The following is a 22,007-nucleotide window of genomic DNA, read 5'->3' on the forward strand; positions in this document are numbered from 1 at the left end:
CCTAATGAGTGAGGATAAGAGAATAAATTTAGAGCAAAAGGATAAAAGGATTTTGCCTGAATGTAAAATTGATTATGACGCTATTAGAGGATTTATCTTGTTTGAGACAACGCAGTCAAGTGTCTAGAACGTTACATTCAGTTTAACTCAGTTTATAGTTTTTCTTATCAATGCCATATTTTCGCATGCGTAAGTATAATTTTTTACGTGGGATATCTAAATAATTCGCTACTTCATTAATTCTCCCTTGATAGAAAATTAGGGCTTCTTCAATAATTTGTTTTTCATATTCGTTGATTTGTTCATCTAATGGCTTAATATTCTCGGTTTTAATTGATGATGTGACGAAAGTTGGTGTTGAGGTTTGTTCAGCCAGCAATCCAATTGCATAGAGTTCAGCTACATGAATTAACTCTTTGACATTACCCTGCCACTGTTGATTGAGTAAATGTTGGCGTAGTTTTCTCGATGGTTCGACATAGTCTTTATTCAATCTAGCACAACTTTTGTGCACATAATGGCAAAAGATCGGCACTATATCCGTAGCGTGTTTTTTTAATGGCAAGAGTTCAAGCTGAGTATGTAAAAATAAGTAATATAATTCTGCGATCAGCGTTTGCGCTTGAATCAAGTGAAGTAAAGGAACATCACTAATCACAATTAAGCGAAATGGATAAGCCTGATGATTGAGTTTGTTAGCGAGTAGCTGTTGCTCGTTGGCAGGTAAATGATGAATATTTTTTAATACTAATGTACCTTGCTTCACCTCATTAATAAGATTTTCAATATTAATAGTGCTTTGTTCTAAGCATTCTATACTGATAAAAGGCGCTTGTTTACGTTGACTTAGTTTATGTAAGTAAGTTGCTGATAAGTGGCGTCCTGTCCCTGTTTGTCCCCATAAGAAAACAGGGACATCAATATCAGCAAGTTTTTGTAATTGATTGCGAATAGTACAAATCCAGTCACTTTGTCCAATAAAGCTTTCATTTAATTTGGCTAATTGCCAGTAACGGTTCTCAATTAATGCAGCCCGTTTTTCTAACGCATGTTCTACTTGAATTAATAAGTTTTCTGGTGAAATGGGTTTTTCCAGAAAGTTAGTTGCGCCTTTCTTGACCGCCTCTACTGCCATAGGGACGTCGCCATGTCCTGTGATCATGATAATAGGGAGCTGTGGATCGCGTTGAGTCATATGTTCCAGTAACGTGAGCCCTGAAATATTGGGCAGCAGTACATCGCAAAGAACGACTCCAATCCAGTTATCCGGGATTTGAGATACGATATCTACAGGATCGGCACAGGTAAGCACTTGATAGCCTTCTTCACGCAATAAATCTTGGTAAGAGTCGAGAATATCAATGTCATCATCAATAAGCAGTACGTTATATGCTGAGTTAAACATCTTGTGTGACCTTAAAAGTTAAAATAATTAATGCGTTATGTTCTAATGTTGAGGCAATGCGTAGTTCGCCTTGACATTGCTCCATAATTGATTGACTAATAGATAGCCCCAAGCCTAAATTAATAGATTTACTGCTAGCAAAAGGTTGTAGGAGTTTTTCTGTCAATGGCCAACCTTTACCGTTATCTGATACCCATAAGCGAATACAGTTTTCATCTATGTTTGCGATTTCAATGCAAATATGGGGAGCAACATGTTCAATAGCCTCGAGGGAATTTAAGAATAAATTGACAAAAACCTGCTCGATTAAAACATCTTCTCCAAGTATATAGGGTAGTTGAGCTGGTATAGTTAAGCGACCTTGGCGATTTTTATGTTGTGTTTCTAATAGTTCCCATGCACTTTGTATGCAGTCTGTTAAATTCACAGCCTGTATTTTCCCCGATCCTTGTCGTGAAAACTGACGTAGGCGTTTGACAATGAGGGCGGTACGTTCGACTAAATGGTTTATTTTGTCTAAATAAGTCAAGACCGCATCTATATTTTGTTTTTTGACCGCTCTTTTGGCACTAAATAAGTAAGCATTCATGGCATTAAGTGGCTGAGTAATTTCATGACTGATTGACGTTAAGGTTTTACCGACGGCAGCTAATTTTGCGGCTTGCGTTAATTCATTTTGTGTATTTTCTAACGCTGTTTGGACTTTAATACGATAGTCAATTTCATCAAGTAAAATTTGGTTACGTAATTCTAATTCTTGTGTTTTTTTCTGCATTTCAAATAGAAATAAGCGTAGGAGTTTTGCAATGCGCCCTAGTTCATCGTTGCCATAAATAGCAATTTTGACATCATCTTCTCCATTAGTCAGTTGCACCACCGCTTGGTTAAGCTGTTGAAAGCGTTTTAGTAAACGTAGACGAATATAAAAAAAGTTAACAGCAATCACAAAAATGCAAGCAAGGAGCATCGCGAGAAGAATTAATACGCCATTAAATTGGGTACTTTTTTCTACGATATTATGTAATAAATGAAGCTGATTTTTACTGTTACCAATTTGTGTGTTAATGCGTTGCCGAAAAGCATCAAATACACTTTCACTTTGTGTAATCAATTGTTGCTGCTGTTGGTGTAGGTCCGTTCTGAGTGAAAATAATGTGGGTAATTCTTGTGGATTTAAGCCAAAACGGATGAGTTCCGTTAAAATTTGTTGAATCGTAATAATCGATGAGTGCTTATCCAATAAGGCAATGCGATTATTAATAAGTAAAGAGAGATAACTTAAATAATTATGTAATCGTACAGCACTGTTTTGGCTTGGCTCAGTAATTTGTGTACGTAGCTCAGTAATAATTTGTTCTTCATAGTTAGTAAAATCATAAACTAGCAGTAATTCTTGTTGTAACTTTTTCAATTGTTCAACTTTTTGTGTATTTTGTGGGTGTAGTGCGATGTTATTAGCAAGAGTCGATTGTTGCCAGCTCATTTCTTGTAATAATGCGGTAAATTCATTATGAAAATCATTATGTAGCCAATTGATTTTGGAAACAGTTTTGTTCAGTTCTTCGTTTAAAGTGAGTGTTGCAGTGATATTCGCTGAAATTTGTTCTAATAACTGGGATTGTTGATGCAATAAATCAGTTAACTGGTCATCAAGATTTTCATCTAACTCAATGATTAATTCTTTTAAGGTCGTAAGCTGTTGTTTAGCATTGTTATAACGAGCGACTTTATCGTTAGTATTTTTAACATTAACTAGATGAACAAAGGCATTTTGTAAAATATTAATTTGCTCTTCTGTTTGGAATGCGGCTTGTACTTTAGGGAAGTCTTGATCGAGTGCGAAATTAATTTCACTACGTTGTTGTTGCCAAGTATATAACCCTACACCACCAACAAAGAGGCACAGTAATACACTCACTAAAAAAGAGAGCTGTAATCCAGTACTGAGATCTAAATGCTTAAACCATGTTTTCATTCCAAATCTTCCAAAGCTTTAACAAAAGCGACTTGTTGGGCAATGAAAAAATGTTGCCAATTTAACAGTTCTTGTGTGCGATTAAAGTGGGTTAAATAAACCTCATCTTCTGCTTGTGCAGCGGAGACAGGAAGTGCGGTCAGAATTTGGCGTAATTCGGGTAAAGGGCGATTAAGGGCTTGTTCTTTTTGTTGTAATAAACGCCAATGCTCCTGAAGTAAGCCCAAACGATGTGTAATATGTTGTTCAAATAAAAGTTTAACCAATTGTTGTCGTTTAAGTAATAGCTCGTAATTAATTGGTGGTTGTTGAAATAACTGTTGTTGCAATGCGGCTTTCGGGTGTGTTGTAGGTAGAGGTGCAATAGGATATTTGCTCATTTGAACATCAGTTAAAATACGTTGACCTGTCTCGCTTAGTAGAAATTGAATGAATTTGATTGCCTGTGGCTTTTTACTACTTTCAGCCACAATTGCGATAAATGTAGGTGACGCAGGAAAGTGTGGAAAGTAGCGAAAAGCGAGATGAGCATGATTTTGTTGGGTTAAAATATGGGCATAATTATCAATAGTGATGCCAACCGCACCAAGATTGGCTTGAACTTTATCAACGACACCAAAGCTACGAGCAGAAATCGTACCTACATTTAGCATAATCTGTTCAATTAATGCCCATCCTTCTTGCCAACCATGTTTCTGTAATAATGCTTCTAACATAATGTGATTCGTATCAGAGCGAGTTGGACTACTGATGACAATAAGTCCTTGTAAATCAGGATGTGTTAGATCTTGCCAAGATTGTGGTAATGGGCGTTCAACCTGCTGTAATAAGGTTGTATTAAATAACATACCGTAGCCAGAAAGGGCAAATGCCACGGTGGTGGGTTTGAGCATATTGGGTAGAAAGCCTGTGTTATCTTGTAATGTAGTGGGTAACGGAAAAAGTTTATTTCCTATTTGTAAGTTATAAAACAACATGGGGGAAGAGCTTAGAATTAAATCTACTTCACGGGCTTTTTCAGTTGAGAGTAGTTGATTCAGCGATGCACTCGTGCGATTTAACGTGGTGATAGGTATCGTATTTGGTTGCTTATTCCATTCACTTACTAGATGTTGGATACCTTCTAGTGCAAAAGTCGTACCGATCACAAGCTCATTCGCTTTTATAGGTAAAGCGAGAAATAAGCTGACGAGACAGATGGTTAATTGCTGAAGTAATTTGGTGCACATGATCTTCACCTTGCTTGACATCAGTTGCCTTGTCATATTACCCAAAATTTTCGTAGCTATGTGCTTTTTTTTGTGATCGAACTCAAAAAAATAAAATTTAAATTTTAATTACTTAGCTTATTTTTTGAGTCATTTATAGACTTTTTTTCTACTCATTTCTCCCCACCATACTATGATAACTAAAATGAGTTAGATTTGACCTATTGTACTCTTAGAAATGAGTCGGTTTTGACTCCTTTTGGTGTAATAGTGCGGTCTTTTTTTTTGTTATTTTGAGCGTTATTGTAGGTTAAGTTTCATACAGAGTATGAGCTAGGCTAATCAGTATTATCAATTAATTGACTTGATAAATAACGAGAGAGGAAGGGGTAGATTATGAATAAAAAATTATCTTCAGCCATTATTGCACTTGGATTAGGTATGGCGGTGGTTAATGTTGCACAAGCGAATGAACAACTCATTGTATACACTTCAATGAAAGAATCTTTAATTGGTGCATTAAAAGCAAAATTTAATGAAAAACACCCTGAGGTTGCAATGGATTATCAATCAGCGGGTGCAGGAAAATTGATGGCAAAAATTGCAGCAGAAAAAGAATCTGGTCAAATTATGGCTGATGTGATTTGGACTAGCGAAGTACCCGATTTCTTTAAAATGAAAGCAAACGGTATGTTAAAAACCTATGTTTCCCCTGAAGTTGAGCATATTGTTAATCCGTTACCTGACTTTGATGGGTCTTTTACCCCAATTCGTCTAGGGACATTAGGCATTGCTTATAACACAAGATTTGTTAAAGAGCCGCCAGTAGAATGGGCGGATATTACTGGCTCAAAATATAAAGGTGCATTTGGGATTGCTAATCCAGCATTATCTGGTACCTCTTATATGAGTGTTGCCTTATTGAAGTCGACATTTGGTTGGGAGTTTTTTGAAAAAATCAAAGCCAATAAGGGCAAAGTAGGTAAAGGATCTGGCCAAGTTATCGATGATACCGCTTCAGGTGACTTATTAGCTTCATTAGCAGTGGACTATATTACAAATGATAAAATTAAAAAAGGCGCTCAGCTTAAATTAGTTTATCCAAAAGAAATGTTAGTGATTCCAAGTCCAGCAGCGATTTTCAAAGGCACGAAGAATCCAGCTTCCGCACAAAAATTCATTGATTTCTTATTATCTGAAGATGCACAAAAAATTATTGCTCATGAGGGAACTTTGCCTGTACGTAAAGGAATTACGACTTTAGAAGGTATGCCAACGGTAGAAGATGCCATTAGTCGCGCTATTCCAATTGATTATCAAGCTATCTTGACAGAGAAAGAGGAAACCGTGAAAAAATTTGCCCAAATTCTGCAAGGTCGTCAATAAAACAGGAGTGCTTTATGGCAACAATCACCTTTGAAAACGTCAGTAAAGCATTTGGCTCAAATGAAGTGCTAAAAGATTTATCGCTTGTAGTAAAAGACGGTGAATGTTTTACCCTTCTTGGACCATCTGGTTGTGGGAAAACCGTGTTATTGCGCTTACTTGCAGGCTTTGAAGTGCCAGATGCTGGGCGCATTTTAATTGATGAACATGTTGTTTCTGATCCCGTAGCGGGTATTGATATTCAGCCAGATCAGCGCAGTTTAGGCGTAGTCTTTCAAGACTACGCAGTTTGGCCACATATGACGGTATTTGACAATATAGCTTATCCGTTAAAGTTGAAAGCATTAGATAAAGCAGTGATTCAGCAACAAGTGATGGATGTTGTTGATTTAGTCAATTTAACAGGGTTAGAACAGCGTTTACCTTCACAGCTTTCTGGTGGGCAACAACAGCGTGTTGCATTAGCGCGAGCATTAGTCGCAAAACCTTCTTTGATGTTACTTGATGAACCATTAAATAACTTAGATGCGAATTTGCGAGAAGAAATGCGCTTTGAGATCAAAGAGTTACAAAAGAAATTAGGTATTACTATTTTATATGTAACACATGATCAGGAAATTGCACTCGCTATTTCAGATCGTTTAGCCATCATGGATAAAGAGGGCCATATTCAACAAATTGGTACACCATGGGAAATCTATGAGAAATCTGCCAATGAGATGGTATTTCAGTTTATGGGATTAGCCAATTTTATTCCCGTGCGTTATGAACAAGGACAGCATTTTGTTGGACAAGGTATGCAAAGGATCGAATGGGCAGACCTACCTGCTGAGAATGGGAAACTAGGTTGCCGCCCATCAGATATTATATTAAACAAGACAGGTAGTGGGTTAAAAGGCAAGATTGTACGAGCCAGTTTCCTTGGTGCAATTATGGATTACATGATTGATATTGATGGTGTGTTATTGCGTACAGAAGTTTCAACAAATACCGCCTTGCAGCATGATTTGATGTTTACTGAGGGGGATAATTGTGTGGTGAATTTCCACGATTTACTTTGGTTTGCCGACGAACAACAAGCTGTTCAGCAAGGGAGGGAATAACAATGACAGCGGTTATTCAGAAAAAAAGTCCATTTAATGTGGCAAATGCAATTCTTGCCCTATCTATTGGTATTTTAGTGATTGTTGTCGCAGTGCCTGTGCTATTAATTTTTATTAATTCTTTTTGGGTTAATGGGCAATTTAATATCACTGATGTGGTGATGATTTTAAAACAACAAGAAACTTATGAGGCATTACTAAACTCTTTATTTATTGCGGTTGGTGTGACAATCATGAGCACCATCGTCGGGACGTTTTTTGCCTGGTTAGTAACGAGAACGGATTTGCCTTATAAAGGTTTTATGAAAGTAATGTTTTTGGTACCGTTTATGCTACCTTCCTTCATTGGTGCATTAGCTTGGAAAATGTTACTTTCTCCTCGTGCAGGCTATATTAATCGTTTCTTCATGGATACCTTTGGTTTAGAAGAACCGATTTTCAATATTTATAGCTACGCTGGTATTATGGCAGTAGAAACCATGTACCTTTTCCCATTTGTCTTTATTCAAGTGTGTGGCGCACTTGAACGAATGGACCCAACACTAGAAGAATCGGCACGGATTTCTGGTGCTAGTTTATTTACGATTACTCGCAAAATTACGATTCCATTAGTGATGCCGAGTATTGTGTCAGGTGCATTACTGATCATGCTGTATTCTATGGCTCACTTTGGTACAGTTGCGGTATTAGGGGTCGAAAATGGGATTTTTAATATTCCAACGTTGATTTATGAACGTATTCATCAAAGTGCGGGCAGTTTTGAAGCTATTCGTACAGGTACCGTTTTAGCAACAGTACTGGTTGCTACAGCAGCATTAATCATTTGGTTGCAAAATAAAATTCTAAATCGAGGACGTTTCCAAATTATTGCAGGGAAAAGTTTCCGTCCTGTTGAAGTGAAGCTCAGAGGGTTAAGAATGCCATTATTAATCATCTGCTTGCTTTATATCGCATTCACTATTGTCTTACCGACAGTGACTATCTTTATTGTGGGTGGATTAAAAACCTACGGCTTACCAATTACTTGGGAAAACCTCACGTTAGATAATTATAAATTTATCTTGTTTGATTGGCAGTTGACTAAAGATGCAATTCGTAACAGTGTCTTGCTCGGCTTAGCTGCTGCGGTGATCACTATGTTTGCAGGCGTGATGATTTCTTATGTCATCGTGAAAATGCGTGTAAAAGGGAAAGGCATTTTAGAGTTTTTAGGTATGTTGCCATTCTCTGTACCAGGCTCAGTGATTGCGTTAGGGGTGATCTTAGCTTGGAGTGGTAAGTTTGGTATTAATTTATACAATACCGTTTGGATTATTTTGATCGCATATATTGCACGCTATATGGCATTCTCCTTGAAAGCTAACTCTGCTGCATTAGAGCAAGTCCATGATTCATTAGTTGAAGCCGCGCGCGCTTGTGGTGCAAGTATGTGGCAGTCTTTAAAAGATGTGGTTGTACCTTTAGTTCGTCCAGGTATGATTGCTGCATTTTTCTTAATCTTCCTCCCTGCATTACGTGAGTTAACCGTCTCTGTCATGTTATATGGACCTTCTACACGGACGATTGGTGTCGCGATTTATACCCTCAACGAAGATGGTGAAACGGTTTATTCCGCTGCACTAGCAGGTATCGCGTTGATTATTATTGTGTTTGGGCAAACGGTAATTAAACGTTATGCCGAGAAGAAAACACAGAAATAACCGAATTTTAAGGAGAAAACTATGAGTTATATTCAACTTAATCATGTAATGAAAAAATTCGGTGATGTCATTGCGATTCCAGATTTAAGTTTGTCGATTGAAAAAGGCGAATGTTTTTCTATGCTAGGTCCTTCTGGTTGCGGCAAAACTACCACATTACGTATGATTGCGGGTTTTGAGGATCTGGATGGTGGAGAAATTCGTGTCGGGGAGCGTTTGCTTTCGTCTAAAGTGACAAACTTCTATTTACCACCTGAAAAGCGAAACTTTGGTATGGTATTCCAAGCCTTTGCAGTTTGGCCACATATGACAGTGTATGACAATGTTGCCTTTCCTTTGACGTTGAAAAATTTGTCAAAGCAAGAAATCGAAACACGTACTAACGAGGCACTAAAGCATACTAATTTATTGAAAGTAGCAGATAAAAGCCCAGATGATCTATCGGGTGGAGGTAAGCAACGAGTTGCGTTAGCACGTGCGCTGGCATTGAATCCTGATGTGATGTTATTAGATGAGCCTTTGTCGAGTTTAGACCCGCATTTAAGGGAAGAAATGCGTTTTGAAATCAAGGCATTACAACGTAAATTTGGTTTTTCGATTATTTATGTTACACATGACCAAGCAGAGGCTATGGCGTTATCAGATCGTATTTTGGTAATGAAAAAAGGGATGATTGAACAAATTGATACACCGTTAAATGTCTATAATAATCCTGCCAATAAATTTGTATTTAATTTCATTGGGCTTTCTAATCAGCTAAATGTTAGTTTGTCTGCACAAGGTGTATCTTTTGCAGGTGTTGAAGGACATTTTGCGATTAATCCTGCACCTGCTAGCGAACTGATTCAGCAAGGCCAGGCTATTTTAGCGACTCGTCCATCAGAAATCGACTTTGTAAATCAAGGTGGTATTCCTGGTGTCGTAAAACGCCGTTCTTATTTAGGTGAGGTCGTTGATTACAGTATCGTAATTGGTCAACAAGAATTGCGTATACAGAAAGGACGACGTGACGCAGGTCCAAAAGAAGGAGAAGCTTGCCAGATCGCATTTAGCCGCTTGCATTGGTATCCAGCTGAGTAAGGATTATTGGTTTAAATAACGCAAATAAAGCGCTGCGAATGCAGCGCTTTCTATTTGTTTACTTAAAAAGTGCGGTATGAATTTATGAAATTTTTACCGCACTTTAACTTTAGTCGATAGCTAAATTAGTATTGATTTGCCTGATAACCATGATATGCATTAGTTAAAATCACTTCCATATCCGCAACCACAGGCAAACGAGGGTTTGCTGGCGAACACTGATCTTCAAAAGCCGCTAACGCAATTTGGCGACGTGCATCCATCCATTCTTGTTCGTTAATACCTTGTTCTTTGAAAGACATTTTAATACCAACACGCTCAGCTAGTTCATAACAGGCTTGAGCAAATGCTTTCACCCCTTCTTCTGGTGTTGAACATGGTAAACCAAGCATACGAGCAATATCTTGGTATTTTACATCCGCTTTGTAATAATTATATTTTGGCCACGTTGCTGTTTTTTGTGGACGAGTGCCGTTATAACGAATCACATGTGGCATTAATACGGCATTAGTACGTCCATGTGGAGTATGGAAACGCCCCCCAATTTTGTGTGCGAGAGAGTGGTTCATTCCTAAGAAGGCGTTAGCAAATGCCATACCTGCCATAGTTGAAGCATTATGCATTTTCTCACGAGATTCAGGATCTTTCTCTTTGACAGAGCGTTCTAAATGTTCAAACACTAATTTAATCGCTTGTAGGGCTAAGCCGTCTGTAAAGTCATTAGCAAGCACAGATACATAAGCTTCTGTAGCATGAGTTAATACATCTAAACCTGTATCTGCTGCGACATGTGCTGGGACACTCATGACAAATGCAGGGTCAACAATTGCTACAGTCGGTGTCAGTGAATAGTCAGCAATTGGGTATTTTTTGTCACCTTCAGTAATTACTGCAAATGGAGTGACTTCTGAGCCCGTTCCTGAGGTTGTTGGAATACCAACAAAGCGTGCTTTGCGACCTAATTGCGGGAATTTGAAGGCACGTTTACGAATATCCATAAATTTCTGTACTAAGTCACGGAAGTCCACTTCGGGTTGTTCATAGAATAACCACATGACTTTTGCAGCATCCATCGCAGAACCACCCCCCAATGCAATAATTGTATCTGGTTGATAATTGCGGATTAACTCAGCACCACGACGAACGGTTTCAATAGATGGATCAGGTTCAACATCGGCGAATAATTGATAAGTGACATGATTACCACGCGCAGTAATTTGTTTGGCAATTTTTTCCACAAAACCTAAATCCACCATCGTACGATCGGTGACGATGACAACTCGTTCCATGCCTTTCATGGATTGTAAATATTGAATTGAATCACGTTCAAAATAGATTTTTGAAGGTACTTTAAACCACTGCATGTTATTTCTCCGTCTTCCCACACGTTTAATATTTAATAAATTGACCGCACTTACGTTGTTGCCTACGGAATTTTTACCGTAAGAACCACAACCAAGGGTGAGAGAAGGGAGGAAAGAATTATAGACATCACCGATACCACCGAAGGTAGAAGGTGAGTTCCAGATCACACGAATCGCTTTTACACGCTCTCCATACGCTTTCGCAATATCTGCATTTTTCGTATGAATTGCTGCGGAGTGGCCTAAGCCATGGAAGTTAACCATTGCTTCTGATAAAGCAAATCCTTGTTCAGTCGAAGTCGATTTTAAGATAGCCAATACTGGTGATAATTTTTCACGAGTCAGTGGTTCTTTTTCACCGACCTCTTTACATTCTGCTGCTAAAATATTAGTTTTTTCTGGCACTTTAAAGCCTGCTTGTTCAGCAATCCAAGTGGCTGGTTTACCTACTACATTAGCATTTAATTTTGCACCACCGCAGTTTGCACTATTTGCTTTCACACCAAAAATGAATTCTTCTAGCATTGTTTTTTCTTTTTTATTAACAAAGTACACACCATAAGATTTCATTTCTGCCACAAATTCATCATACACTTCCTGATCAACAATTGCTGCTTGTTCAGATGCACAAATCATGCCGTTATCAAAGGCTTTTGACATCACTATATCGTGCGTCGCTTGTTTGATGTCAGCTGTTTTTTCAACATATGCAGGCACGTTACCCGCCCCTACACCTAATGCAGGTTTTCCACAAGAATAGGCGGCTTCCACCATTGCATTACCACCAGTGGCAAGAATTGTGGCAATACCGGAGTGTTTCATTAATGCGGCAGTCCCTTCCATTGATGGTTTTTCTATCCATTGAATACAATCTTTAGGTGCGCCTGCCTCCACTGCTGCTTGATAAACAATTTGTGCAGCATGAGCAGAAGATTGTTGGGCAGAAGGATGGAAAGCAAAAATAATTGGGTTACGGGTTTTGAGTGAGATAAGCGCTTTAAAAATAGTAGTTGAAGTTGGATTTGTTGTAGGTGTAATACCACAAATAACACCGACAGGATCCGCAATTTCTGTAATACCCGTGACATCATCTTCACTAATTACCCCAACGGTTTTTAAATTACGCATATTATTCACGACATATTCACATGCAAACAAGTTTTTCGTGGCTTTGTCTTCAAAAACACCACGTCCTGTTTCTTCATACGCATGCATCGCAAGTACACCATGTTGATCCAATGCGGCAACAGAGGCTTTTGCTACAATATAATCTACTTGTTGTTGATTAAGTTGGCGAAATTTTTCTAGCGCCACTAATCCTTTTTCAACCAGTAGATTAACTTCTGATTGTGCTGGGCTAAGCGTATTTTCAGCAGTATGACTCATCATAATTTCTCCTAAAGATTTATAAAATTGAATTATTTAAACTGAAAAAATTATAGTCATTTATATACCTAAAAAGTAGCATAATCGGCAAAATCCACAGAAATTGTGATTTTGATCAACTTTTTTTGGTGTGCTTATTTTGTACACAATATTTTTTCTTATCCCTCTTTATTTCTCGTTAAAGATCATGGATACTATCGCCCTTTTTATCAGCCGATATTTTTTATTTATTTCTAAGGAAACTTGTTATGTCATCAGCAAAAAATTATGCAAATCCAGGTCCATTAGGCCTATGTGGTTTTGCGTTAACAACGTGGTTATTAAGTCTCATTAATGGTGGTTTTTTTGACGCACAAAATTTAGGTCTTGTATTTGGTATGGCATTTGCTTTTGGTGGCACTGCACAAATTATTGCAGGCATGTTTGAATATAAGAAAGGTAACACTTTTGGCTTCACCGCCTTTATTAGTTATGGTGCATTTTGGTGGTCATGGGCATTGTTTGTTATCTTCTTTAAAGGGAATACGACGCCACAATTTGTAGGTTGGTATTTAGCAGTTTGGGGAACATTTACTTTGATGATGTTCTTAGCTTCTTTTAGTAAACCACGTGCATTACAAACGATTTTCTTCTTCTTAACCTTAACTTTTTATGCATTAGCGATTGGTGATGCAACAGAAAACCACAGCATTGTGAATTTCGGCGGTTATTTAGGTTTAGTAACTGCTTTGTGTGCATTTTATTTAGCAGCAGCAGAAATGTTGATTGACTCCTATGGTCGTGAAATTCTGCCAATTGGAGCAAAAAAGTAAGGTATTCATAATTCATAGAGGGGGCTTGATGTAAGCCCCTTTTTTATTAATCTATTCTGATTTATGTACGGTTCGTTTTGCCTCAGTTTTCTTGTCTACTGAAATCGGCTTATGCCTTCTTGATATAAAATCTCGCAGTAAATTGTTTGCTTTATGTACAACAGGGAACTATATTGATTATTGAGAATATTAGGCTTTATCTCATCTTTAGATATCTACGCTGACATAAATAAGAGAGGCTATTTATGAAAAAAGTGCTTTTAATTTCTAGTGTTGTTTTAGGGCTTTGTTACTCCACAACGAGTGTGGCGTTTAGTGAAAAAAATATTGACGTTTATAGCCAAGCGATGAACAAAAATATACCTGTTACAGTTGTTTTACCTGAGGGTTATACTGAAGCGAAAAAATACAGCACGATTTATACACTGCACGGTTGGTCTGGTAATAACCGCAATTATCCTGAAAAAAACAGGCTTAGGTAAATTGGCGGACAAATATGGTGTGATCTATGTTTCACCAGATGGCAACTATGATAGCTGGTATGTAGATAGTGAACTAAAAAAAGATTCTCAATATTACACTTTTGTGGCAAAAGAGTTAGTTGACTATATTGATAAGCATTATGCGACAGAGCCAACTAAAGAGCAGCGAGCGATTACTGGATTAAGTATGGGGGGATTTGGTGCATTATACATTGGCATTAAAAATCAATATGTATTTGGTCAGATTGGGAGTATGAGTGGTGGTGTGAATATTGAACAATTTAAAAACAATTAGGGAATTGCAGCAGTAGTCAATGATCATTGGCATGACTATAACATTAAGGATTTAGCGCATAGTCTCATTTTTACGAAAAGCCAGATCATTATCGATTGTGGTATTGACGATTTCTTTATTGAACCAAACCGTGAATTACATCGAAAATTATTGGATTTAAATATTCCACATACTTATACCGAAAAACCAGGTGGACATACATGGGCTTATTGGACGGATTCCATTGAACAGCACACCCATTTCTTTACACAGCATTTTGCCCAGCATAGAACCAAATAGTCTAAGAAGAGGCACGACCATGTGCCTCTTACTTTTCATACCAAATTCGATTGATATAAAAGATCACTAAGCCAGAGGGGGTTTCAACTTTAATTTCATCATCAATGGCTTTACCAATCAGCGCTCGCGCAACAGGCGAATCAATTGAAATCCAATTTTTCGCAGGATCAAACTCATCACAGCCGACAATCCGATATTGTTTTTCTTCACCGACTTCATTTTCCAGCGCTACCCAAGCACCAAAAAAAACTTTACCTTCTTGTTTAGGGTGGTAATCAACAATTTGCAAGACTTCTAAACGTTTAGTGAGAAAGCGGACACGACGATCGATTTCGCGTAAGCGCCGTTTACCATAAATATATTCGGCATTTTCACTGCGATCGCCTAATGCCGCGGCATCAGAAACCGCTTGTGTGACTTTAGGGCGCTCATCTTTCCACAAAAATTTTAATTCCTGATCTAACGTGTTCCAGCCTGAACGAGTAATATAATTTGATTTTGCCATATATTTTCTCTTGTCTAATGAGGAGATTATGCCTTTTCAATATGGATTAAATAGAGGCTAGTTTAGCATTATTTTTCCAGTGCAAAAATGAGAAAAACTATCAATTAACCCTAAAAAACAGTATCCTATTGCCAATTTTTATCATGTTATTTTTAAAGAAGTCGTTCTATGTTAAATCAACAAATTAGTCAAATTATTGCCACAGAGCTGACCGTACAGCCACAACAAATTCTTGCAGCAATTCAACTTTTAGATGATGGTAATACCATTCCTTTTATTGCGCGTTATCGTAAAGAAGTCACTGGTGGCTTAGATGACACCCAATTACGCCACTTTGAAACCCGTTTAATTTATTTGCGTGAGCTTGAAGATCGTCGTCAAACTATTTTGAAATCCATTGAAGAGCAAGGCAAATTAACAGAAGAACTACGTAATCAAATTCAGCAGGTCCAAAGTAAAACCGAATTAGAAGATTTATATTTACCTTACAAACCAAAACGCCGTACCAAAGGGCAAATTGCGATTGAAGCAGGGCTTGAGCCATTGGCGGATTTACTTTGGAACAGTCCAGAAAATGATCCAGAAACGACCGCACTTTCTTTCGTCGATAGTGAAAAAGGTGTATCAGATAGCAAAGCAGCATTAGACGGTGCAAGATACATTTTAATGGAGCGTTTTGCTGAAGATGCCTCTCTTTTAGCACAAGTTCGCCGCTATTTACAACAAAATGCCGTGTTAGTTTCAAAAGTTTTAGAAGGCAAAGAAGCAGAAGGTGCTAAATTCCAAGACTATTTTGATCATCAAGAACTCTTTAAAAATGTCCCTTCACACCGCGCACTTGCAATGTTCCGTGGACGCAATGAGGGTTTCTTACAATTAAGTTTAAATGCTGATCCTGAACAAGAAGAAGGTGCACGTCAAAGTTACTGTGAAGAAATTATTCGTGAGCATTTAGGCGTACGTTTCACTGGTCAACCTGCTGACAAATGGCGTGAACAAGTGATTGCGTGGACGTGGAAAATCAAAGTTGCATTGCACTTAGAAACAGAATTAATGGGTAGCTTACGTGAAAAAGCCGAAGAAGAAGCCATTGACGTATTTGCTCGTAATCTGACCGCACTTTTAATGGCAGCCCCAGCAGGCGCGAAAAATACCATGGGCTTAGACCCAGGGTTACGTACAGGGGTAAAAGTTGCTGTTGTGGATAATACAGGTAAATTACTGGCAACGGATACGATTTATCCACATACGGGACAAGTAGAACGTGCGGCACTGGCGATTTATCAGCTTGGTAAAAAACATAATGTAGAGCTGATTGCGATTGGTAACGGTACAGCATCGCGTGAAACAGAACGCTTTGCCAAAGACATGATGAAACAATTCACTGACTGGCAAGCGCAAACTGTGGTGGTGAGTGAAGCGGGTGCATCGGTGTATTCGGCTTCTGAATTAGCAGCGGCTGAGTTCCCAGAATTAGATGTGTCCTTGCGTGGTGCGGTGTCCATTGCTCGCCGTTTACAAGACCCTTTAGCCGAGTTAGTCAAAATCGAACCGAAAGCGATTGGTGTAGGACAATATCAACACGATGTGAACCAAAGCCAATTAGCGCGTAAGTTAGATGCGGTGGTGGAAGACTGCGTGAATGCAGTAGGAGTCGATTTAAACACGGCATCTGCCCCATTATTGGCACGTGTGGCAGGGATGACCAAAACTCTTGCACAAAATATCGTGGCATACCGTGATGAAAACGGGCGTTTTGACAGCCGTGATCAACTGAAAAAAGTGCCTCGTTTAGGGCCGAAAGCGTTCGAGCAATGTGCAGGGTTTATGCGTATCGCAGAAGGTAAAAATCCACTTGATGCGTCGGGCGTTCACCCAGAGGCTTATCCTGTGGTCGAGAAGATTTTGCAAGCGACCGAGCAATCAATCCAAGATTTAATGGGTAATGCGAGTGCCGTTCGTCAACTGGATGCGAAGAAATTCATTGATGAACAGTTTGGTTTACCGACGGTACAGGATATTTTCAAAGAGCTTGAAAAACCAGGTCGTGACCCACGTGGTGAGTTCAAAACCGCTACTTTTATGGACGGCGTGGAAGACATCAGCGACTTAAAACCAGGTATGATTTTAGAGGGTACTGTGACTAACGTGACTAACTTTGGTGCTTTTGTGGATATCGGTGTGCATCAAGACGGTTTAGTGCATATCTCGTCACTTTCTGACAAATTTGTGGAAGATCCACATCAAGTAGTGAAAACGGGCGACATTGTGAAAGTGAAAGTGCTTGAAGTGGACGTGCCTCGTAAACGTATTGCCCTAACTATGCGTTTAGAGGAAAGTGCGGCAAAAAATTCAGAAAAAACGGACCGCACTTTATCGACAAAATCACGTAGCAACCCTTCCACAAAAGGTCGTGATCGCTCAGCTGGCAACAATGCAATGGGCAATGCTTTTGCTGATGCATTGAAGAATTGGAAGAAGTAAGGAAAATAATATGGATATGAACAAAATCACATTCTTCACTCGCTTTGAACAAGACATTTTGGCGGGACGTAAAACGATCACCATTCGTGATAAATCCGAATCGTATTTTCAGCCAAATCAAGTGTTGGCGGTTTACACCAATGAGACCGATCGATTTTTTGCCAAAATCAAAGTGCTATCAGTGACACCAATTCATTTTGATGATTTGTCAGAACAACACGCCCAGCAAGAAAATATGACCTTGCCAGAGTTGCGTCAGGTGATTAAAGATATTTATCCGCAAGATGAGCAATTTTGGGTGATTGAATTTGAGTTAGTGAAGTAATATTAGATATGAATAAAGTGCGGTCAGAATGTTTAACATTTCTCAGCATTATGTAGCAGTTGCAAAAAGACCTATCGCACTAAAAAATCTACAATCCTTGTAAGTTTAACGACTGACAAGGATTTTTTATAAGTATAAAACCTCAGTATTATTTGTCAGTTCAACGAAAAATCAAAGAGAGTAAAAATGAGCGATTTGTTGGCAAAGTGACACGTAAAATATGTGGATGCTGTCTTATAAATACAGTATGAGGAGTGTATTATGGAATAAAAATAGAGCAAGTGACTCAAATCCTTTGCTCTATTTAATAGTTGTGATTAATACGTTTTCTGCGCACCGACAAAATGCTTCACTTTCGGTTTATCGCCTTGGTGGAAAGCATTTACTTCTGCTTGTAAATCAGCATCTGCTTGAGAAACTCGGTGGTGCTGGCGTAAATGTTCTGCCCAACTTTCCACAAAGAACCATTCGATAAAATGATTTGGCTTTTCCACATCTTCCAATACGCCCCACGCATAAGCGCCATCTTTACGGCGTTGTTCAGCAAGTTGGTGTAACTTGCTTAAGAAAGCCGATTGGTCTTCTGATTTGATTTGGTATTCCACCTGAATCATTACTGGTGAGCGGTCAAGTGCCACATCGGAATGGGTATGAGGTTGCTCCCAGTGGTTAGACGGGTTGAGATCGTCTTCGCCCTGTGGCAATTTTTTGCGGTATGCCAACGCATTAGCAATGACTAAGGCAATCCCTGCAACCACTAAGGTGCTTGGTAAACCGATGTATTGTGCCACCGCTCCCCAGCTTAAACTACCCAAGGTCATCGCCCCGTTGAACACCGTTAAGTAAATTGCTAAGGAACGACCACGTACCCAGTTCGGTAAGATAGCTTGAGTAACGCTGTTTAACGTGGTGAGTGCCGTTATCCAAGCGAAACCAAGTAAGCAAAGAGCAGGAATGGCTGTCCATTTGGGCGGTGAGAGAGCTAAAAAGCCCATCACAATGGCACTGAGAATAGCTGCACCGAGTAAAAGTTGGTCGGAATTTAGTCGTCTTCTTAAACGCGGTAATAAAACTGCCCCGATAATCGCTCCCACGCCCACTGCCGCTAATAAAATACCGTAAAAACCTGCGGTGCCTTCTAATAATTGGCGAGCCACTAAAGGCAACAACGCCCATACTGCACTGGCGAATAGGAAAAAGAAAATCGCTCTAAATAAGATGATATGCAAGGCTTTGCTTGAGCGTGCGTAACGTAAGCCTGCACGAAATGCCCCTGTGAAATTCTCTGCCAGTTCGTCCGTTTCTTTTTTCGCACGTTTCCACCAGATCAAGGCGGCAATCACGAAAGCGTAGCTGAGCACATCAATGCCATAGGCAAACGAAGCACCAAGTTGGGCTAAAACTAGACCACCAATAGCTGGCCCGATGGCACGAGAGATATTGATGCCTAATGAATTGAGTGCAACGGCATTTTTTAAATCAGCACGAGAAACCAATTCAGGCACAATAGCTTGCCAAGTAGGCACCATTAAAGCAGCACCAACGCCACCGATAAAGGTAAATAACACTAGCGTAGTGACGGACTGCAAACCTGTGGCGGAAAGGAACATTAAGCTTGCACTACTAAATGCGAGGATAAATTGAATGCCGATAAGGAATTTACGTCTATCTAAAATATCCGCCATCACGCCCGCAGGAATGGCGAGTAGAAAAATCGGTAAGGTGGTGGCTGCTTGAATAAGGGAAACGGCTGCTGGTGATGCAGAAAGATCGGTAATTAACCAGCCACTTGCTATATCTCGAATAAAGCTCCCCACGTTACCCAAGACGGTGGCAATCCATAACACTAAGAAGAGCTTTTGTTTTAGCGGTGCAAAACCACTTTGTTCTGATACGCTCATTTTATCTCCAAAACAAGCGGTCGGAATTGGGGGAGAATTTGCACGTTGTATTTAAAATTCCCCCAAAACCGACCGCACTTAACTTATACCATCCAGCAAGAACAGCCTAATGCACCGAAGAAACTTTTTAGGTCTGAACTTGGAATAGATGATCCCCAAGCTTTTGCGTGATCATGTCCATGTAATCCGCAAGAGCTTGCACAACCACAGCTAGCAATGGTTTGTTGGCGAATTGGTGAAAGTGAGTTTTTGCCTGCACCTTCAGGATCGCCCCAAGCGGCAAAGCCTTTAAATTTGCGAGTTGGTGACCAATCTGGCATCGCTGGCGGAAGTGGATTTTCATCTAAGGAAGCAAAGTCTCCATCACCAAACACAATACGCCCACCCACAACGGTTAAATGTGAGGTTAAGAAAGAAATCTCATCTTCTGGAACAGTAAAGTAATCTTTACTTGGCACGATGAAATCGGCAAATTGCCCTACTTCAATACGTCCACGTTTGCCTTCTTCATTAGAGAACCAAGCCACATTTTCCGTCCACATACGCAGAGCGGTTTCACGATCAAGTAAATTGCGTTGTGGATATAAACGCGTACCGCCAACGGTTTTACCTGTAGTGAGCCAAGAGAGCGATACCCAAGGATTATAGGAAGCAACACGGGTTGCATCTGTTCCTGCCGATGTTTTCACGCCGCTTTCCAAAATACGTTTAACAGGTGGTGTCGCTTCTGCGGCAACCGCACCATAACGCTCGACAAAATATTCCCCTTGATATGCCATACGATGTTGTACAGCAACGCCACCGCCTAATTCGGCAATGCGGTCAATGGATTTTTGTGAAATGGTTTCCGCATGGTCAAAGAACCAGTTAATGCCTTTTAGTGGAATATCCTTATTTACTTTCTCAAACACATCTAAGGCACGAGAAATCGTTTCATCGTAAGTGGCGTGTAAACGCCAAGGCCATTTGTTTTCGGCAAGAATACGCACCACTTCTTCCAAATCGCCTTCCATTTCAGGCGGCATATCTGGACGCGGTTGGCGGAAGTCTTCAAAGTCTGCTGCTGAGAACACCAACATCTCCCCCGCACCATTGTGACGGAAATAGTCTGTACCTTGCTTATATTTCACCGAAGATGTCCAACGTAAGAAGTCTTCTTTCTCTTCTTTTGGCTTTTGCGTAAATAAGTTATAGGCAATACGCACCGTGAGCTGATTTTCATCCGATAATTTTTGAATCACTTCATAATCATCAGGATAATTTTGGAAACCGCCGCCCGCATCAATCACGCCCGTTATGCCCAAGCGATTAAGTTCACGCATAAAATGGCGAGTAGAATTAAGCTGATACTCAAACGGTAATTTTGGTCCTTTAGCAAGGGTTGAATATAAAATCATCGCATTCGGTTTAGCCAATAATAATCCCGTTGGATTGCCCTTACTATCACGCAGAATTTCACCGCCCACAGGATTTGGCGTATCTTTGGTATAACCGACCGCTCTTAATGCGGCACCATTTAATAGTGCACGATCATAAAGGTGCAAAATAAAGACTGGCGTATCTGGCGCAATAGCGTTGATTTCTTGAATAGTTGGCAGGCGTTTTTCTACGAATTGATGTTCCGTAAAACCACCGACCACACGCACCCATTGCGGTGCAGGCGTAATATCCACTTGAGCTTTGAGCATTGCCATTGCATCAGCAAGGCTACGTACGCCGTCCCAACGTAATTCTAAGTTGTAATTCAAACCACCACGAATAATGTGGGTATGATTATCAAATAAGCCTGGCAGAACACCTTTGCCTTTCAGGTCGATACAACGTGTTTTTTCAGTGGCAAGTGGCATCACTTCCGCATCGCTACCCACTGCTAAAAATTTGCCGTCTTTGATCGCAACCGCTTGAGCAACAGGTTGTGCACGATTAAGCGTGGTGATTTTTCCGTTATAGAAAATGAGATCAGGAATTTGTGTTGTCATTCTTTTCCCCTTTTATGTGTAATGAATGTTTACCCGGTAATTGACCCAAAACATGCTCCGTTGTTTGAGTGGCGTGGCAAGCATTTACAAAATCATTGCCTTTAAACAGCTGTTTTGCGACGGGGATCATTTGCTCGCCGAGTAAAATTCCGAGCAGCCCGACTAATGCCACAATAGGTGGTGCAGGAGAGCGAACATCTAAAGCATAATAGATGACACCAACTAAGACACCTACACCAAATGTGAGAAGATAAAGTTTCATTCGATCACCTATAAAACAAGCGGTGTGATTTTGACAAATTTTTGCAAAATCACACCGCACTTTATTAAGCATTAAA

17 protein-coding genes are annotated in these 22,007 nt (G+C 39.6%); 9 read left to right on the forward strand and 8 right to left on the reverse strand.

Going from position 1 to position 22,007, the window contains the following annotated elements; genetic code table 11:
- Positions 1–142: 142 nt before the first annotated feature.
- From K7G93_RS08610 to K7G93_RS08620, 3 genes are read right to left on the reverse strand one after another with little or no spacing between them, the layout of a single operon-like run.
- Positions 143–1,405: a sigma-54-dependent transcriptional regulator gene (locus K7G93_RS08610; RefSeq protein ID WP_226690896.1), complete on the reverse strand. Its 1,263-nt coding sequence runs from the start codon at positions 1,403–1,405 to the stop codon at positions 143–145.
- The gene (locus tag K7G93_RS08615; protein ID WP_160531584.1) at positions 1,398–3,380 is read right to left on the reverse strand and encodes a sensor histidine kinase; all 1,983 of its coding nucleotides are present in this window, start codon (positions 3,378–3,380) and stop codon (positions 1,398–1,400) included. The genes K7G93_RS08610 and K7G93_RS08615 overlap by 8 nt, the downstream gene beginning before the upstream one ends.
- A complete protein-coding gene (locus K7G93_RS08620) occupies positions 3,377–4,609 on the reverse strand; it encodes an ABC transporter substrate-binding protein (RefSeq protein ID WP_174694527.1) in 1,233 nt (410 codons plus the stop codon). Before K7G93_RS08620 ends, K7G93_RS08615 begins: the two co-directional genes overlap by 4 nt.
- A 375-nt stretch (positions 4,610–4,984) precedes the next feature.
- On the opposite strand from K7G93_RS08620, the gene K7G93_RS08625 reads away from it, so the two are divergent.
- From K7G93_RS08625 to K7G93_RS08640, 4 genes are read left to right on the forward strand one after another with little or no spacing between them, the layout of a single operon-like run.
- Positions 4,985–5,974: an ABC transporter substrate-binding protein gene (locus tag K7G93_RS08625; RefSeq protein ID WP_115323335.1), complete on the forward strand. Its 990-nt coding sequence runs from the start codon at positions 4,985–4,987 to the stop codon at positions 5,972–5,974.
- Between the two features lie 14 nt (positions 5,975–5,988).
- Entirely contained in the window at positions 5,989–7,077 is a 1,089-nt protein-coding gene (locus K7G93_RS08630) for an ABC transporter ATP-binding protein (RefSeq protein ID WP_223667690.1), read from the forward strand.
- Positions 7,078–7,079: 2 nt separating this feature from the next.
- The gene (locus K7G93_RS08635; RefSeq protein WP_115323337.1) at positions 7,080–8,777 is read left to right on the forward strand and encodes an ABC transporter permease; all 1,698 of its coding nucleotides are present in this window, start codon (positions 7,080–7,082) and stop codon (positions 8,775–8,777) included.
- Positions 8,778–8,798: 21 nt separating this feature from the next.
- Positions 8,799–9,857 (forward strand): ABC transporter ATP-binding protein, encoded by a 1,059-nt coding sequence (locus K7G93_RS08640; RefSeq protein WP_226690895.1) that lies wholly within the window; start codon positions 8,799–8,801, stop codon positions 9,855–9,857.
- A 125-nt stretch (positions 9,858–9,982) separates the two neighbouring features.
- Here the strand turns inward: K7G93_RS08640 and adhE are convergent, their stop codons facing one another.
- Positions 9,983–12,607 carry a bifunctional acetaldehyde-CoA/alcohol dehydrogenase gene (gene adhE, locus K7G93_RS08645; protein WP_226690925.1) on the reverse strand — a complete coding sequence of 875 codons (2,625 nt, stop codon included), beginning with the start codon at positions 12,605–12,607 and terminating at the stop codon, positions 9,983–9,985.
- 248 nt (positions 12,608–12,855) lie between these two features.
- Between adhE and K7G93_RS08650 the strand changes: the two genes are divergently transcribed.
- The 3 genes from K7G93_RS08650 to K7G93_RS10475 all read left to right on the forward strand — a co-directional run bounded on the left by K7G93_RS08650 (position 12,856) and on the right by K7G93_RS10475 (position 14,196).
- Complete coding sequence (locus K7G93_RS08650) at positions 12,856–13,419, forward strand: acetate uptake transporter (RefSeq protein WP_049215833.1); 564 nt, start codon at positions 12,856–12,858, stop codon at positions 13,417–13,419.
- Positions 13,420–13,664: 245 nt separating this feature from the next.
- Complete coding sequence (locus K7G93_RS10470; protein ID WP_258691307.1) at positions 13,665–13,901, forward strand: alpha/beta hydrolase-fold protein; 237 nt, start codon at positions 13,665–13,667, stop codon at positions 13,899–13,901.
- Positions 13,902–13,920: 19 nt separating this feature from the next.
- Entirely contained in the window at positions 13,921–14,196 is a 276-nt protein-coding gene (locus K7G93_RS10475; protein ID WP_258691308.1) for an alpha/beta hydrolase, read from the forward strand.
- A gap of 307 nt (positions 14,197–14,503) precedes the next feature.
- Here K7G93_RS10475 and greB read toward each other — a convergent pair whose 3' ends face one another.
- Complete coding sequence (greB, locus tag K7G93_RS08660; protein ID WP_049215830.1) at positions 14,504–14,980, reverse strand: transcription elongation factor GreB; 477 nt, start codon at positions 14,978–14,980, stop codon at positions 14,504–14,506.
- 168 nt (positions 14,981–15,148) lie between these two features.
- On the opposite strand from greB, the gene K7G93_RS08665 reads away from it, so the two are divergent.
- Both K7G93_RS08665 and yqfB read left to right on the forward strand, forming a co-directional pair.
- Complete coding sequence (locus K7G93_RS08665; protein WP_226690894.1) at positions 15,149–17,464, forward strand: Tex family protein; 2,316 nt, start codon at positions 15,149–15,151, stop codon at positions 17,462–17,464.
- A 10-nt stretch (positions 17,465–17,474) separates the two neighbouring features.
- Entirely contained in the window at positions 17,475–17,789 is a 315-nt protein-coding gene (yqfB, locus tag K7G93_RS08670) for a N(4)-acetylcytidine aminohydrolase (protein ID WP_226690893.1), read from the forward strand.
- Between the two features lie 317 nt (positions 17,790–18,106).
- On the opposite strand, the gene K7G93_RS08675 is transcribed toward yqfB, so the two are convergent.
- The 3 genes from K7G93_RS08675 to K7G93_RS08685 form a co-directional block, all read right to left on the reverse strand.
- The gene (locus K7G93_RS08675) at positions 18,107–19,690 is read right to left on the reverse strand and encodes an MFS transporter (RefSeq protein WP_226690892.1); all 1,584 of its coding nucleotides are present in this window, start codon (positions 19,688–19,690) and stop codon (positions 18,107–18,109) included.
- 83 nt (positions 19,691–19,773) lie between these two features.
- On the reverse strand, positions 19,774–21,669 hold the full coding sequence (locus K7G93_RS08680) for an amidohydrolase (protein ID WP_226690891.1): 1,896 nt from the start codon (positions 21,667–21,669) through the stop codon (positions 19,774–19,776).
- Positions 21,650–21,931, reverse strand: coding sequence for a DUF1427 family protein (locus K7G93_RS08685; protein WP_160531598.1), 282 nt, complete (start codon positions 21,929–21,931; stop codon positions 21,650–21,652). The genes K7G93_RS08680 and K7G93_RS08685 overlap by 20 nt, the downstream gene beginning before the upstream one ends.
- Positions 21,932–22,007 lie beyond the last annotated feature (76 nt).

The sequence above is a fragment of the Pasteurella canis genome (assembly GCF_020810675.1).
Classification (GTDB): domain Bacteria; phylum Pseudomonadota; class Gammaproteobacteria; order Enterobacterales; family Pasteurellaceae; genus Pasteurella; species Pasteurella canis.